The sequence below is a fragment of the Pseudomonadota bacterium genome (assembly GCA_036141575.1).
In the GTDB taxonomy this organism is placed as follows: Bacteria; Pseudomonadota; Alphaproteobacteria; order UBA2136; family JAPKEQ01; genus JAPKEQ01.
On sequence record JAYZXF010000001.1, the window covers coordinates 63,017 to 78,044 of the forward strand.

General features: G+C 46.9%; 6 protein-coding genes and 2 tRNA genes. 4 read left to right on the top strand and 4 right to left on the bottom strand.

The genetic code is table 11. The annotated features are described in order from the left end of the window. Nucleotides 1–277: 277 nt before the first annotated feature. Nucleotides 278–8,212, top strand: a complete 7,935-nt coding sequence (locus VX730_00280; GenBank protein MEC9290820.1) for a hypothetical protein — start codon at nt 278–280, stop codon at nt 8,210–8,212. A gap of 332 nt (nt 8,213–8,544) precedes the next feature. Here VX730_00280 and VX730_00285 read toward each other — a convergent pair. Together VX730_00285 and VX730_00290 are read right to left on the bottom strand one after the other, a co-directional pair. After that, nucleotides 8,545–8,620: transfer RNA gene (locus VX730_00285), tRNA-Ala, on the bottom strand. 24 nt (nt 8,621–8,644) lie between these two features. Beyond that, nucleotides 8,645–8,721 (bottom strand) — tRNA-Ile (locus VX730_00290). 92 nt (nt 8,722–8,813) lie between these two features. Here VX730_00290 and VX730_00295 point away from each other — a divergent pair. Further along, on the top strand, nt 8,814–9,104 hold the full coding sequence (locus VX730_00295) for a hypothetical protein (GenBank protein ID MEC9290821.1): 291 nt from the start codon (nt 8,814–8,816) through the stop codon (nt 9,102–9,104). Here VX730_00295 and VX730_00300 read toward each other — a convergent pair. Beyond that, nucleotides 9,079–9,783: a class I SAM-dependent methyltransferase gene (locus VX730_00300; protein MEC9290822.1), complete on the bottom strand. Its 705-nt coding sequence runs from the start codon at nt 9,781–9,783 to the stop codon at nt 9,079–9,081. The two genes, VX730_00295 and VX730_00300, sit on opposite strands and share 26 nt — an antisense overlap. Nucleotides 9,784–9,899: 116 nt before the next feature. On the opposite strand from VX730_00300, the gene VX730_00305 reads away from it, so the two are divergent. Both VX730_00305 and VX730_00310 read left to right on the top strand, forming a co-directional pair. Next, nucleotides 9,900–11,348: a metallopeptidase TldD-related protein gene (locus VX730_00305; GenBank protein MEC9290823.1), complete on the top strand. Its 1,449-nt coding sequence runs from the start codon at nt 9,900–9,902 to the stop codon at nt 11,346–11,348. 17 nt (nt 11,349–11,365) lie between these two features. Further along, nucleotides 11,366–12,673: a TldD/PmbA family protein gene (locus VX730_00310; GenBank protein MEC9290824.1), complete on the top strand. Its 1,308-nt coding sequence runs from the start codon at nt 11,366–11,368 to the stop codon at nt 12,671–12,673. A gap of 159 nt (nt 12,674–12,832) precedes the next feature. Here the strand turns inward: VX730_00310 and VX730_00315 are convergent, their stop codons facing one another. Continuing rightward, the gene (locus VX730_00315) at nt 12,833–14,698 is read right to left on the bottom strand and encodes a M3 family metallopeptidase (protein MEC9290825.1); all 1,866 of its coding nucleotides are present in this window, start codon (nt 14,696–14,698) and stop codon (nt 12,833–12,835) included. Between the last annotated feature and the right edge of the window lie 330 nt (nt 14,699–15,028).

Below are 15,028 nucleotides of genomic sequence, written 5' to 3' on the forward strand. Positions count from 1 at the left end.
ACTTATTATTAAACAGGCAAAGTATATAAATTTACAGGGATATTGCTTTATTTTTGATAAATAAAGATAGTTATGGCTTGATCTCAGGGGGCTTTAGCACGATTTTCCATTAACTCATAACAGGGAATAAACTTTATTATGTATTTAAGCTTGATAACGTAAATCATTTCTTTTTTCAGCAAACTCTTGTTTTTATATAAGAGTTCTCTTATAACAGGCCAAACAGTACACAAAGGATGATGCCTTGAATTTCAAGTGTATAGCTAAATACGTCTTATTGGGCGCCATGATTGGCCTATTTAACCCTGCCGAATCTTATGCACAATGTACCCGTACAAGTATTCCTGTTCATCCAGGAAACCCGTTCCCGAGCGCCGCTCAATTTGATTGTACAGATGATATACAAGGTGGCGTCAATTTTCCTTCTGGCTATACAGGCGGAGGCCTTACACCTCTTATGCCAGTCAATGCTCTGATTCCAGATTCTCGTCTCAATGTTTTTAACTTAACAGAAAATATTAATCCTTCAGCTGGCAGAGTTGGTGTACGTGCTATTAACTTTACGTCTTTCCGTAATGATACGCGTGCCTTAGATGTTGCTCTGACACCGTCTTTATTCGGTGCTGGCAATACTATTGCTACACATGGTAATGGTGCGCATGGTATTGAGGTCGGTTCATGGGGGTCATACTTTTTAAACCTTGCCTATGAGCGCCAGAGTAGTGGCGGGGGAAATGCAAGCGGTCACGTCGTGCATACTTATACTAATGGTGGGCGTACATTTGATATTTCAACGAGCGGTACAGGTGCGCATGGTATCTATTCATACAGTGGTGGCGGGCATGGTCCTGGTGGTGATGATGACGCTTTTGGCGGCGGTGCAAGTGGTAGCCCTGGTGGTCGTGGTGGACAAATTTGGGTAGATAGCCGCTCTAATATTTATACATACGGCGCTCATTCACATGGTATTTACTCAGCAAGCCGTGGTGGTGATGGTGGTAATGGCGGTAATGGTGGCCTTGGCGGTAGCGGAGGCGCTGGCGGGCAAGGTGGCGCTGGCGGCTATGTCACAATTAGTAGTCGCGGTAATATTATTACGCACAACATTGGTTCGCACGGTATTATTGGCCAAAGTATTGGTGGTATCGGTGGGACTGGTGGTAATGGGTTGTTTTGGAATGGTGGTGGTAATGGTGGTGGTACCAGCCATGGTGGCACGGCTTATATTAATAATTATGGCTATATTGAAACCAAAGCAAACTTCTCATCAGCCATTGTAGGGCAAAGCATCGGTGGTTTTGGCGGCGGAGGAGGCGGCTCATTTGGTTTTATTGGCTACGGTGGGAGCGGAAACAGTGCAGGTAACGGTGGCACTGTCGTGATTAATAATAATGACGGTAATATGGTCACGCGTGGTTCTCATAGTCATGCTATCCTTGCACAAAGCATTGGCGGTGGCGGTGGCTCTGGCGGTGGCGGTTTTGGTGCTGTCGGTTTTGGTGGCGCTGGTAATGCCGGTGGTCATGGCGGTGGCGTTGGTGTTTATAACCGCAATAATACAGCACTCAACCTTTATACAATTACATATGGTTCTCGTTCTCACGGTATTTACGCCCAGTCTATTGGTGGTGGTGGCGGTGACGGTGGTGATTCTGGCGGCTTTAGTGCTGTTGGTGGCTCAGGTGCAGCAACCAGTAATGGTGGCACAGTGACTGTTGATAATGACCGTTACATTCAAACAAGTGGGCTTTTGTCTTCTGCTATTTTTGCACAAAGTATTGGTGGTGGTGGTGGTAATGGCGGTTCATCTGCTTCAGCATACATGGGCGTAGGTGGCTCCGGTGGTGGCGGTGGTCATGCCGGAACTGTGACTGTGAATAATGATGCGACCCTCTTTACTGCAGGTAACCTGTCATCGGCTATTCTTGCTCAAAGTATCGGTGGTGGTGGTGGTCACGGCGGTAATGCCGTAGGTGCAAACTCATTTACACTTAATGTTGGTGGCTCTGGCGGTGGCGGTGGCCACGGCGGTCATGTAAACCTATTTGATGGCGATACATTTGGTAATAACGCAGTCACTGTGCAAACATATGGAGACCGTTCACATGGCTTCCACGCCCAAAGTATTGGTGGTGGTGGCGGTAATGGTGGTTCAGCTGCTTCATTTGGTGCTGCACCTGTCGGCTCTTTTGCTTTTGCTATGGGCGGTTCTGGCGGCTCTGGTGGTCATGGTGGTAACGTGAATGTTCGGTCGCGATCTACACTCGAAATTTATGGAACAAATTCGTCAGCAGTACTAGCTCAAAGTATAGGTGGTGGTGGTGGTAACGGCGGTTTTGCTGGTGCCTTTTCTGGTTCTTCTGGCTTTTCAGGTTCTGTGGCTCTTGGTGGGCGCGGTGGTATTGCTGGTCATGGTGGCACAGTGAGTTTAAATTCTTTTAGTCACGCGACAACACGTCAGGCAAACTCTTCTGGGGTTGTTGCCCAAAGTATTGGTGGTGGCGGTGGTAATGGGGGCTTTAGTTTGAGTGGTTCTTTCTCGACAAAAGCTTCTGGCTCTTTTTCAATGGGTGGTTCTGCTGGTGCGGGTGGAAACGCGAATAATGTGACCCTCAACAATTACGGTAATGTGACGACACATGGTGACAATAGCCATGCACTGATTTCACAAAGTATTGGTGGCGGTGGCGGTAATGGTGGTTTTGCCCTTGGGGCAAGCTTCTCTGGTGGATATAGCTTTACAGGTGCGGTTGGTGGCGCAGGTGGGGCCGGAGGTTATGCTGGCGTTGTCACAGCTTATAACAGCGGCGGATTACTGACACACGGCACAACAGCACATGGCGTGCTAGCGCAAAGTGTAGCTGGTGGTGGTGGTAATGGTGGTTTTGCTATTGGAGCAGCAGGGGCTGGAACAGGTGCCGCGACTCTAAGTGTTGGTGGAAATGGTGGTTCAGGGAACCATGCAAATCAAGTCCATGCAACAAACCATGGAAGCATCACAACACGCGGTAATCGTTCAAACGGTCTTGTGGCACAAAGTGTTGGTGGCGGTGGCGGTAATGGAGGCTTTAGCGTGAGTGGTGCTGGAGCTGGTACGTATAGTGCAGGCATGTCTGTTGGTGGTGATGGTGCTTCTGGCGGTAATGGTGCACTGGTTGGTGTTACACATACAGGTTCTATTTATACACATGGCCATGACGCACACGGTATTGTAGCGCAGAGTATTGGTGGAGGCGGTGGTAATGGTGGCTTTAGTGTTAACGGTTCAGCATCATCAAAATTTGCAGGCAACCTAGGCCTTGGTGGATCAGGCTCCTCTGGTGGTAATGGTGGTCAAGTTATCGTGACAGCGAACTCAGGTCTTGTGCATACACAAGGTGATCGCTCTCTTGGCATGATTGCTCAAAGCGTTGGTGGAGGCGGTGGTAACGGCGCCTTTAATGCAAGTGCAGGCTTTAGTGTAGGAAATAGTGTTAACGCAGGTATTGGTGGAAGTGGAGCTTCTGGTGGTATTGGTGCAAACGTGACACTTAACGCATTAAACAGTGATGTGAGAACTTCTGGTAAACACGCACACGGGCTACTTGCTCAAAGTATTGGTGGTGGTGGCGGTAATGGTGGCTTTAACCTCGGTTTCTCTGGTGGTAAAGGTTATACAGGTACGCTTAGCCTTGGTGGTAATGGTGGTTCTGGTAAAAGTTCTGGAGTTGTCACAGTTAATCAATCAGGTTTCTTGAGGACGCAAGGACATGGTGCCATTGGGCTTGTCGCCCAAAGTGTTGGTGGTGGTGGCGGTAATGGAGCTTTCAGCCTTGCTGGTAATGTCGCAGGTTCTAGTGCTCTTAATGCCAGTATCGGTGGCGGTGGCGGTAGTGGAGGTAACTCCAATATTGTAAACCTTTCAGCTGGTGGCACAGTGATGACTGAAGGTCATGATGCTTATGGCTTGCTTGCACAAAGTATTGCTGGCGGTGGTGGTAATGGCGGCTTTGCACTTTCTGGGGCAGCAGCTATTAACGGACATAGTGTAAATGTTGCACTTGGCGGTGGCGGTGGAACAGGTGGTCATGCCGCAACAACAGCCCTTACATTCTCAGGCTCTCTTCAAACATCTGGTACATCCTCTCATGGTCTTTTGGCTCAAAGTATCGGTGGTGGTGGTGGTAATGCTGGTTTTGCTGGCAGCCTTGGTGGCACTCTTAGAAACGGAAGTGAGTTTGGTTTAACAGTAGGTGGCTCTGGAGGTTCTGGTGGACATAGTGGTGCTATTCAGGTGTCATCAGCAGGCACTGTGCTTACGAGAGGCTGGGGTGCTAACGCAATTATGGCGCAGAGCATTGGCGGCGGCGGTGGTAATGCTGGTTTTGGTTATAGCTTGGGCTTAACACCAGGCTCTAATGGAAGTTCTGCACGTGTTACGCTTGGTGGAGCAGGAGGCTCTGGTGGGTACGGACAAGACGTAACCATTAATAATACGGCAAACCTGCGCACGCTTGCTAGATACAGTAACGGTATTTTGGCACAAAGCATTGGCGGTGGCGGTGGTAATGGCGGTAGCGTTATTGCTGGGAACCTTGCCTTTAGAAGTTCAGGTAAACAGTTTAATGTAGGCCTTGGTGGAAATGGTGGAACAGGTGGTATTGCCCGCGCTGTGAATATTACTAATACCGCTCAAATTTTAACTGAAGATGCTGACGCAATTGGTATTTTAGCGCAAAGCATTGGCGGTGGTGGTGGTAATGGCGGTATGTCTCTTAGCGCTGGAATGACAGGTTCAGGTTCTAACCAGTTTGGCCTTACTCTTGGCGGATCAGGTGGATCTGGAGGTGCTGCTGGTGCAGTAAGTATTACACAGACTGGTCTTGTTGAGACAAGAGGTAACCGTTCTTATGGTATTCTCGCTCAAAGTATTGGTGGCGGTGGTGGTAACGGCGGTATTAGTGGTGCCGTTTCACTCGGTCAAGGCGGAAACAATAGTAATTATAACGCTGTGATTGGTGGTTCTGGTGGAAGTGGTAATACGGCTTCTAATGTAGATCTTGTTTTAAGTGGTGGACTTATTACACGCGGTAATAGTGCACATGCAGTTTATGCCCAAAGCGTTGGTGGTGGCGGTGGTAATGGTGGTAGCAGCTTTGCTGCGACACGTACAAGTTCAGCTAGCGAGCCAAACCGTAATGTTGCTGTATCAGTAGCACTTGGTGGTTCTGGCGGTACAGGGAACCATGCTGGCAATATTACTGTCAATAATACGGACACAATTCAAACATTTGGTGCCGGTTCATACGGTCTTTTGCTACAAGCCATTGGTGGCGGTGGTGGCTCTGGTGGGAACGCGAACGCCTTTACAATGGTTTCAAACTCATCTTCAAGCGCACGTGATGGCACGCAGAGTAAATCACGTGTGCTGAGTATTGGTGGTAGTGGTGGCGCGAGTGGTGATGGCGGTATCATTACAGTTGATAATTCTGGCACAATTGAAACATCTGGTGCGGATAGCCATGCCATTTTTGCACAAAGCATTGGTGGCGGTGGCGGTAACGGTGGTGACGCTGCTCATGCCAGACCAACTCTGGCTGCTATGATTGATTTACCTGATGGGCCATCTTTTGCAGGGCTATCAGGATTTGGCTTTAACCCAACAGTGAGTACACCTGATCAGGAGCCCCAGCTGGCTATTGATACGAAGGATTTATCCGTTACTGTTGGTGGCAGTGGTGGTGCAAGCGGACATGGTAAAGCGGTGACAATTCGTAACTCAGGCTCTGTTGTGACCCGCGGTGATGGCGCTTTTGGCCTGCTTGTGCAAAGCATTGGTGGTGGCGGCGGTACTGGTGGCCTAAGCGAATCTGGTGAAACAGGTTCTGTAGGTGTCGGTGGTGCTGGCGGTAGCTCTGGCCATGGTGGTGATATTTCTATTACGAACAATGGAAGCATTGATACATTTGGTATTGCTGCACACGGTATGTTTGTGCAAAGCATTGGTGGCGGTGGAGGCCTTGCAGGCAATGTTGACCGCGGTGTAACAGATGATGGTACAACAGGCCTTGCTCTTGGACGCAGTGGCGGTGCTGGCGGTAATGGCGGCAATATTACAATTGATAGTTCAGGTCGCATCACAACCCGTGGCGATAGCGCATTTGGTATTTTTGCACAAAGTGTTGGTGGTGGTGGCGGTGTCGCAGGTAGCATCGGTAACGGACCAGGCTTTGCAGGATCAACAGGAGCTGTAGGGCAGGGTGGAGATATCCTTATTACACATACAGGTGACATTACAACACTGGGTGATAATGCACATGGTATCTATGCCCAATCTATGGATGGAGCGGGCGCGCCATCAGGTGAAGTGACGATTGATTACACAGGAACAATTTCTGTGCTTGGGCAAGGCTCTCACGCTATTGTGGCCAACACAAAGGATGGCTGTAGCATAGCGTGTGATATTGATATTTCTATAAGAGGTGGATCTATTGCAAGTGGTAACGGTACAGACGCAGCGGTGCAGTTTACTGAAGGTAGAAATAATAACCTAACAAACCAAGGGGTGATCCAAAACGCTTCAGGCCTTACAGGGCTTTCTGTTGCAGGTACAGGCGGAGATGACGTAATTGAGAACCAAGGTACTCTTATTGGTAATATTGACCTTGGCACTGGCGCAAATAGGCTCAACAATACAGTAGGTATTGTCTTTTCTGGTACGAACTTAAACCTTGGTGGTATAGCGCTGTCTCAAACTTTTAATAATGCAGGCATGTTAACAGTTGGTGATGTGGGGCTGCTGCAAACCACAGTCTTAAATGGACATTTTAGCCAAGCTTCCGCAGGTACTATGAATGTAGACTTTGATAGCGGCACGCTTTCTAGTGACCTCATTCAAGCGACAGGTTCAGCAACAACAGATGGTACTCTTGTATTAAATGTTTTAAACCCTGAACAAATACGATCAGGAACACATGTGACATCATTAATTGAGGCGACAGGCGGGCTTGTTGATAGTGGTATTACACTGCAAGCGCCAAACACAGCTGTGGTTGGGTATAACCTCCTTGCAAATGGTCAAGACCTCTCTTTAGAGACGTCTGTTGATTTTACACCTGATGCCCCAACTGCAACAGGGAATCAGAGAGCGATTGGTGAATACTTTAATACAATTTTATCTAACCCTAACCCAGAGTTTCAGCAAGTGGTTGGCTTGATTGCAGGGATGCAAACAGGTGAAGAAGTTGCAGCCTTTATGGAGCAGCTTTCTCCAGAGCCACAAACAACAGCTAAGGCAACGAACATTCTGTCTTCTGGTGTATTTAACCAAAGGCTGCGTAGTTGTCACCAACGTACAGGCGCTAACAAATTTGTCCGCGAAGGAGAGTGTGTATGGTATGCCCTTGGTGCCCGCTACACAGATAGAAACCTAACGGCTTCAGCACAAGGGTATAAGTCGCGCAGTCATGATATTGCTGCTGGTGCTCAGGTTGAAGTGAAGCCCGGTTTACACTTTGGTGCAGGTCTTTCTCTTGAAAAAGGTAGTTCTAAATCTGTTGGAGCGACAGCCTCTCAAGAGAGCACAGGTGTGCAAGTCGGTGGTATTGTGAAGCGCGATATTGGCGATACCTTGATTACAGGTACGCTTGCTGCTGGTTATAATAAGCACGATGCTTTACGTGTGATTGATCTTGGCGGTGGGGGTACTGTTAATGCTGAATCAGACTTTGATACGCACTTTGTATCTGTTGAAACAGATATTGCACATACGTTTGACCACGATAGTTGGTTTATTCGCCCAACGGTTGGAACGAATGTAACGTACTCTCATTCGTCTTCATTTAGTGAAAATGGGGCAGGTGTACTAGGCATTGATGCTGATTCAAACAGTGATGTGTCTGTAAATGTACGTGCAGGATTTGATGTGGGTGGTGAAATTAAAACCAGCCGCTACTGTAACGATGAATGCGCAGTTGTTCGTCCGTATGCTAAAGTTGGTTATGTACATTACCTGACAGATAGAAATACAACGCTGAACGCACGTTTTCAAGGGGCGCCAGCAGGTACTAAGTTTACAACAAGTACGCCAGTGTATGAGGACTACCTTGATATTAATGTAGGTGCTGAACTGTTAAATTCTGATGATACGGTTGTACGTATTGATTACGGTGCTCAAATTTCAGATAATGTGACGCAACAAAGCGCGCTGCTTAAAATAGCGATACCGTTTTAGGACGCCTTAAGTTAACTGCTTTGTTTTTTAAAGGTAGTCAGTGCCTCTAAAATATATGTTTTGATTTTATCAGATTCGTAATAGCTCTGATGAGGTTTAGATTGGTATCTAATTAGACATAGGCCAGCTTGTTTACATGCTTTATTCTTTACAGTATCACTTTTTTGACCTCTAAGAGTATTATGTGATAAGTCATCTAGCTCAATCACACAGATGATACGGAGCTGCTGACCTCATATGAAGATTTGAGTATATTAAAAACGCCCGTGTTTGCGGGGATGGGACGGCAAAAACAAAAAAACACCCATAAGGGTGTTGAATCTGTTTGAAAATGGTGGAGCCTAGCGGGATCGAACCGCTGACCTCCTGCGTGCAAAGCAGGCGCTCTCCCAGCTGAGCTAAGGCCCCATATTCTATTTTCGTATTAAACGATGGTGGGCTCAGGAAGACTTGAACTTCCGACCCCTGCGTTATCAACACAGTGCTCTAACCAACTGAGCTATGAGCCCTCGCTTACGTTCACGAAAAATAGAGAATTTTTAGGGGTAGGTCAAGTACTCTTTTTCACTTTTTTTAATAAAATTTCTGTTACACTTCCGGCATGGAAAAAAATGCAATAATAACAAGCCCTGAAAGCACGTCTCAAAGCTTGCAGGAATTATACAAAAAATTTGAAAAATTACCGCTAGAAGAGCAAGCAGAAGGTATGCTTGAGGCTTTTAATAAGGTGATGCGCCAAGAGCTTTCAGTAAGGGAGCTTGCGTTTTATATTGCACAGTCTAAATCTGAACAGTTGCAAAAATCTAAGGGGTATGAGGCCTCAGAGTTTTTTGCGGTTTATATTCTTAATAAGCTCGCGCCAGCAACTACACTTTTTGATAAGTCATACTAATCCATTCTTTAAAACTCTCTGGAAGAGGGGCTTTGTAGATGTGTGAAGCAAGTACGGTCTTAAGGCCATGGCTTTCACCGAGTTCCTTAAGCCTGTCTTCTGAATAAAGTTGGAAGAAACGGCCAGTTTCCTTTTGGATGTACGCACCGCTGCCTGCACGCACGTGTTGGAAGAGGTACCCTTTAGACTTAAGAGTACGGCTTACTTCTGAGAAGGCTTTTTCTGCGCCAATGTTATGCCCTTTAACGTCTGGCAGGTGTAAAATGCCTGCGTGACAAAATGCTGCATCAAAAGAGCTGTCATTGAAAGCAGAAAGGTCTGTTAATGTACCATGCGTCACTTGGTGCCCTTTTAGGTGCTGTGCAAAGGCAGCAGAAGGTTCTATCGCTTCTACCGTAAAGCCCTTTTCTTTAAAGAAGGTGATTTCATCACCGCTTCCTGCTGCAAGGATAAGAATGTGAGAATTTTTGGGAAGTCTTGCGGCAAAAATTTCCATTTCTTGATATTTAATCAAGGTGAGGTCTTCTGTGTGGACGGTTTTAAGATAGCTTTCTGCAAAGTCATCATAGCTTTTTAAGGTGAGGGCAGTGAGCTCTTCTTCATACTGCTGAAGTTCTGCATCTGTATAACCTTTCAGGTTTCCTGTGTTGAGGTCTTCTAAAAATGTTTGAATGCTCATGCTTTTTTTATCCATATATATTAAAAAAAATCTTGCGACAATTCTGTTGGTTGTATACATTGATAGGGTTCAATAATCTGTTATACTCTACCTTTAACTGAAGAATGGAGCAAACCATGTCAGTCACACAAGACTTTCTGGACCGCTTTGGCCTGAGTGCTGCGTCTGCGACAAACCTTGTTGCCGATAGCCTCAAAGGTGCCGATGACGGTGAACTTTACTGTGAAGATATTTGGGATGAAGTTGTAAGTCGTTCGTCTCAACCCAAACCTGGAAGCGCTGAGCTGGACGTTCAAACTAGCTCTTCTTATAGCGAGGATGGTGGTTTTGGTCTGCGTCGTGTTGTAGATGGTAACTTTGGTTATCAGTTTGCAACGGATTTTACAGCAAATGCTGTAAAAGATGCTGGATCAAACTTGCGTGCTGTATTTGGCGTTTCGCCGAACACGCTGTTTCCTGCACCTCAAAGCACAGCGCAAGCTTTTTACGGAAGCGCTAACCCGCTGACCGAAATGAGCTATGAAGACAAATTTGCTCTGCTTGAGCAAATTGATGCCTACGCAAGGTCTCAAGACCCTCGTGTACGCCGTGTCAACGTGGCTTTGATTGGAAGCTATAGCAAAGTGCTGATTGTGCGCCCTGATGGCTTTATGGCGGATGATATTCGTCCGCAGGTTCAACTTCGTATCACCGTTCAGGTGGAAGAAGATGGCCGAACTGAAGCTGGGAGCTCTGCGATTGGTGGTCGTACCACTTATGCAGATATTACAACGGAAGCCAATTGGAAGCATCATGTGGGCGTTGCGCTCTCTGCTGCTATCAAAATGCTGAAAGCTGAGCCTTGCCCCTCTGGTGAAATGCCAGTGGTTCTTGGTAATGGCTGGGCTGGTGTTTTGTTGCACGAAGCTATTGGTCACCCGCTTGAAGGCGATGCCAACGCTGAAAAGACGTCTAACTTCCATAACAAAATGGGTCAAAAAGTTGCGTCTGACGGTGTCACCATTGTGGATAGTGGGCATGATCAAGATGCACGTGGCGCACTCAACTTTGATGATGAGGGCACACCAACCGAAGTCACTACTCTCATTGAGGATGGCAAACTTGTTGGTTTGATGCATGACCGCATCAGCGCACGTAAGCTTGGTACAAAGTCTACGGGTAGTGGTCGCCGTGAAAGCTTCCGCCATCCTGTATTGCCGCGTATGCGTAATACCTTCATGCAGAATGGAGACATGTCGCCTGAAGACATTATCTCTCAGACAAAGAACGGGATTTATATCACGGACTTTTCTGGGGGCAGTGTACAAAGTGCGACAGGCCAGTTTGTGTTTAATGCAAAATTTGCAATGCTGATTGAAAACGGCAAGCTGACAACGCCTCTGAAAGGTGGAACCTTGATTGGTAACCCTTATGAAGCGTTGATGCATATGGACATGATTGGTAATGACCTTGAGTACGATGCCGGTGTCGGCATGTGCGGTAAGCAAGGCCAAAGCCTCCCTGTTAACCTTGGTCAACCGACGCTTCGCCTGATGGGCGGTGTTGCGGTTGGCGGTGCAGCGTAAGAGAAAGGATAAAGACAATGACACTCTCTTATGATCAAATTGCTCAGCAGATGATTGACCTTGCCAAGAAAGCAGGGGCAACAGATGCGATTTGCCATGTAAGCCGTTCTGAAAGCACTGAGGTTGAAGTGGAAGGATCTGAGCTGAAAAGCTTTGAAGCCCCACGTGAACAGGGCATTTCTCTGACAGTGTTTAAAGGTAAAAAGCTTGCAAGTGTGGAAGGTGTAGACCTGACACCTGCTGGCCTGAAACGCCTTGCGGAACGCGCAGTTGCTATGGCTGACCATACAGCAGAAAACCCTTATGCTGGCCTTTCTGAGGCGTCGCAGTGGGCAACGCCTGTTGACCTGGATAAGGTTGACAATCAACCGCAGATGGATGCAGCAGCACTGAAAGCGCAAGCTGAACAGATGTCTCTGCGTGCAGAAGCTGTTAAAGGCGTTACGAAAGCCACTTGCTATGCGTCAACAAGCTATGGTGAGACATACACAGCCAACTCAAACGGGTTGCTTGTACGTGGTGAAGGCACCTTTACCAGCCTAACTGCTTCGGCAATGGTTGGTGCAGGCGATGACACCTTTATGGCCTACTATGGTGATAGCAAGCGTCATGCTTCTGACTTGGATTCTGCTGAATCTATTGTTGATGAAGCTGTGAAACGTTCGTTGTCTATGCTTGGTGCAGCACCGATTCAAAATCCGCGTGAAATGCCTGTCTTCTTTGATGACAGGATGGCGACGGTTTTGGTGATGTCTCTCATTTCTGGCATTAACGGTGACGCTGTCTTTAGCAAGTCAACGTTCCTGAAAGATGCTTTGAACACTGAAATCTTCAACCCAAACATTACCATTACGGATGATCCGCTGGTGATGCGTGGGGCAGGGTCTCGTTACTGCGATAGCCAAGGTGTGGCGATGCAGAAGCGTGAACTTGTGACACAAGGTGTTCTCAATGAGTGGATGCTGGCAATTGGTTCAGGTAATAAACTTGGACTGCCGTCTAACGGCTATGCCAGCGGAACCAGTAACTTGACACTGTCAAATGGCTTTATGACACGTGATGATCTTCTGAATGTTGAAGAAGGTTTTCTTGTGACAGGCCTGATGGGCGCCGGTGCAAATATCATGACGGGTGACTACTCGTGTGGTGCACAGGGCTTCCTGATTAAGGACGGTAAAATTGATCGCCCGATTAAAGGCGTGACAATTGCCGGGCACTTGACAGATATGTACAAGAACCTGACGCAAGCCGACGACTTGAAGATTCGTGGAGCGACAAATGCGCCGACGTGTTATGTTGGCCCTATGAAGGTCTCCGCAGCTTAAAGGCCTTATGGCGTGCTTTTTCCTGTTTAATTCGGCTTAAGTAGAGCTTCTACTCTATGCCGTTCAAAAAGAAAATATCATCGCCATAACTCTCTTTAAGGAATATATAAAACGAAGAAAAGCCCCCGCATTTGCGGGGGCTTTTTTGTCGATTATGGCTTAAGCCATGTTCAGCTTTTTCGCCAGCTGCTCTGCTTCTGCAATCCAGTCCTCAACAACGTCGAAACCAGCATTCCAGAATTCAGGCTTAGTTGGGTCAAGGCCAAACGGCTTGGTCAGTTCAACAGCGCTCTTAGTACCACCTGCACGCAGGAGATCCAGATACATCGGCTCAAACTGTGCGCCAAGTTCTGCACGCTTTGCAAATAGTGCCTGTGTAAACAGTTCACCAAACGCATAAGCATAAACGTAGAACGGGTTGAAGAAGTGGCTGACATAGCACCATAGACGGTTCATCTGCTCTTCATCATAGTTGAAGACCTCGCCATTCTTTCCATAGAACGTTTCAGAAACGCCCATGAAATACTGGTTAAAGTCTTCAATTGAAAGCTCACCTTTTGTGCGGCGATGTGTATGAATCGCTCGCTCAAATTCACTAAAGGACAATTGACGCTCCACAGTATTCATGAAGTCGTTAATTTTACCCATCAGCAGGTCGAGGCGTTCTGCATCGCTCATTGGCTGATTTAGCATGTGCGTAAAGGTGAGCATTTCACCAAATACAGATGCTGTTTCAGCGTAAGGCATTGGTGCATGCCACATCAGTTCGCCTTGCTCTTCAAGAGCCAGCATACCGTGCACGCCGTGGCCAAGTTCATGGGCAACTGTCATGACATCGCGGCGGGTGCCGAGATAGTTCAGGAAGTTCCACGATTTATTACCACCGCTGTACGGGCCAGAACAGTTGTAAGCACCACTTTGTTTACCAGGAACATAAGGTGCGTCAATCCAGTTCTCATTCTCAATGGTTTCAACCAAGTCCAGCAGGGTAGGGCTGAAGGCGCCATAGGCGTCTCGTACCATTTCCATGCAGTCAGCCCAACTCACTTTATCATCAGATTTCAGTGGCATTGGAGCGTTACGGTCAGACCATTCCAGAGGTGTGCCAGCGGCAGTGCCATCTGCTTTGTTGAGAATGTCACGCTTAAGTGCGTAGAAACGAGCACAAGCATCAGCACCACGGGTTTTACCCGCTTCATGCAAAGCTTCAACCGTTGCATCATCAATCATGTTACCAATATTTTTCGCCTGCATAGGATTGGCAGGGTCATAACCACGTGTTTTTTGCAAAACAGCCATTTGACCCATATTTGCGTTCATAGCTTTTGCTACGAAGCGGTCAAATTTCTTCTCTGCAAAAGTGGCATTGATAATTTTAATGACCTTTGCGCGGTATTCACGATTTTTGCTGTCATCAAGAATTTTCAGGGACTCTGTAAGTCTTAGCGCTTTTTCTTCACCGGTCTGTTCATCTGGAATCATGAATTCCAGTTCAGCTTCCAGCAAATTTGCGTAATCTTTCATGACGCCTGGGCCAAATGGTGAGACAGTTTGTAGCATAGATTCAGCATCTTCAGAGAGCTGGTACTTTGCATTCTCACGGATTTTGTCCAGCATTGGCTGATGATGCTTCACAACAGGATCTGTATTTAGCAGATTCTCATATTCAGCGTCATCCATGTTACCAATTTCAAGGTCAACATAAGTCATATGTTCAGCCTGAAGAGGGCTGATAGCCTCGCTCACTTTAGCAGACATTTGCTGGGCTGGTACATCGGATGGATCTTCAGATTGAAGTAGCATAGGGTACACATACAAGTCATATGCTGTACGCTCAAGCTGCTGCATCAATGTGAGAACTTGTCCTAGGTCAGCGCTCAGTGTGCCTTTAAAGGATCCGATTTTTTCAATGATACCTTTGGCTTTTGCGATATCTTGATCAATTTTAGGATCGTTCAAGTCTGCGTAAAGTTGTGAGCGGTCCCAGCGGACGCCTTCTGCGCCAGTTTTATTGTCATTAGACATGCGTATTCTCCCTCAAGGGTTAAAAGAAATTCAGATTCATAAATCCATTCTATTTTATAGAAAGCGTGTCTTTGAGGCAAGGCCGTTTAGAAAATGTCAAAAGGGGCCAGAATGATGTGATCTCTTAATAGTATTTAAAATTGAGTCAGTTAAGTCATTTATTGCTCTTTAAAGTTGCTTTTATTTTTTGTGCGAGCTCCCATAAGCGGTTACCATTGGGGAAGTAAATATATAAAAAGAGAGTTTGGTTTTAAGGTTTTGCATAGCGCAAGGCCCCTCTAAAACCCTATAAAAATATATGCTTATAAGGCAAATTGCACTGTTTATACT

Coding starts and splice junctions, on each gene's coding strand:
- VX730_00295 (MEC9290821.1), top strand. CDS start 8,814: ATGGAAAAAAATGCAATAATAACAAGCCCTGAAAGCACGTCTCAAAGC.
- VX730_00315 (MEC9290825.1), bottom strand. CDS start 14,698: ATGTCTAATGACAATAAAACTGGCGCAGAAGGCGTCCGCTGGGACCGC.
- VX730_00300 (MEC9290822.1), bottom strand. CDS start 9,783: ATGAGCATTCAAACATTTTTAGAAGACCTCAACACAGGAAACCTGAAA.
- VX730_00310 (MEC9290824.1), top strand. CDS start 11,366: ATGACACTCTCTTATGATCAAATTGCTCAGCAGATGATTGACCTTGCC.
- VX730_00305 (MEC9290823.1), top strand. CDS start 9,900: ATGTCAGTCACACAAGACTTTCTGGACCGCTTTGGCCTGAGTGCTGCG.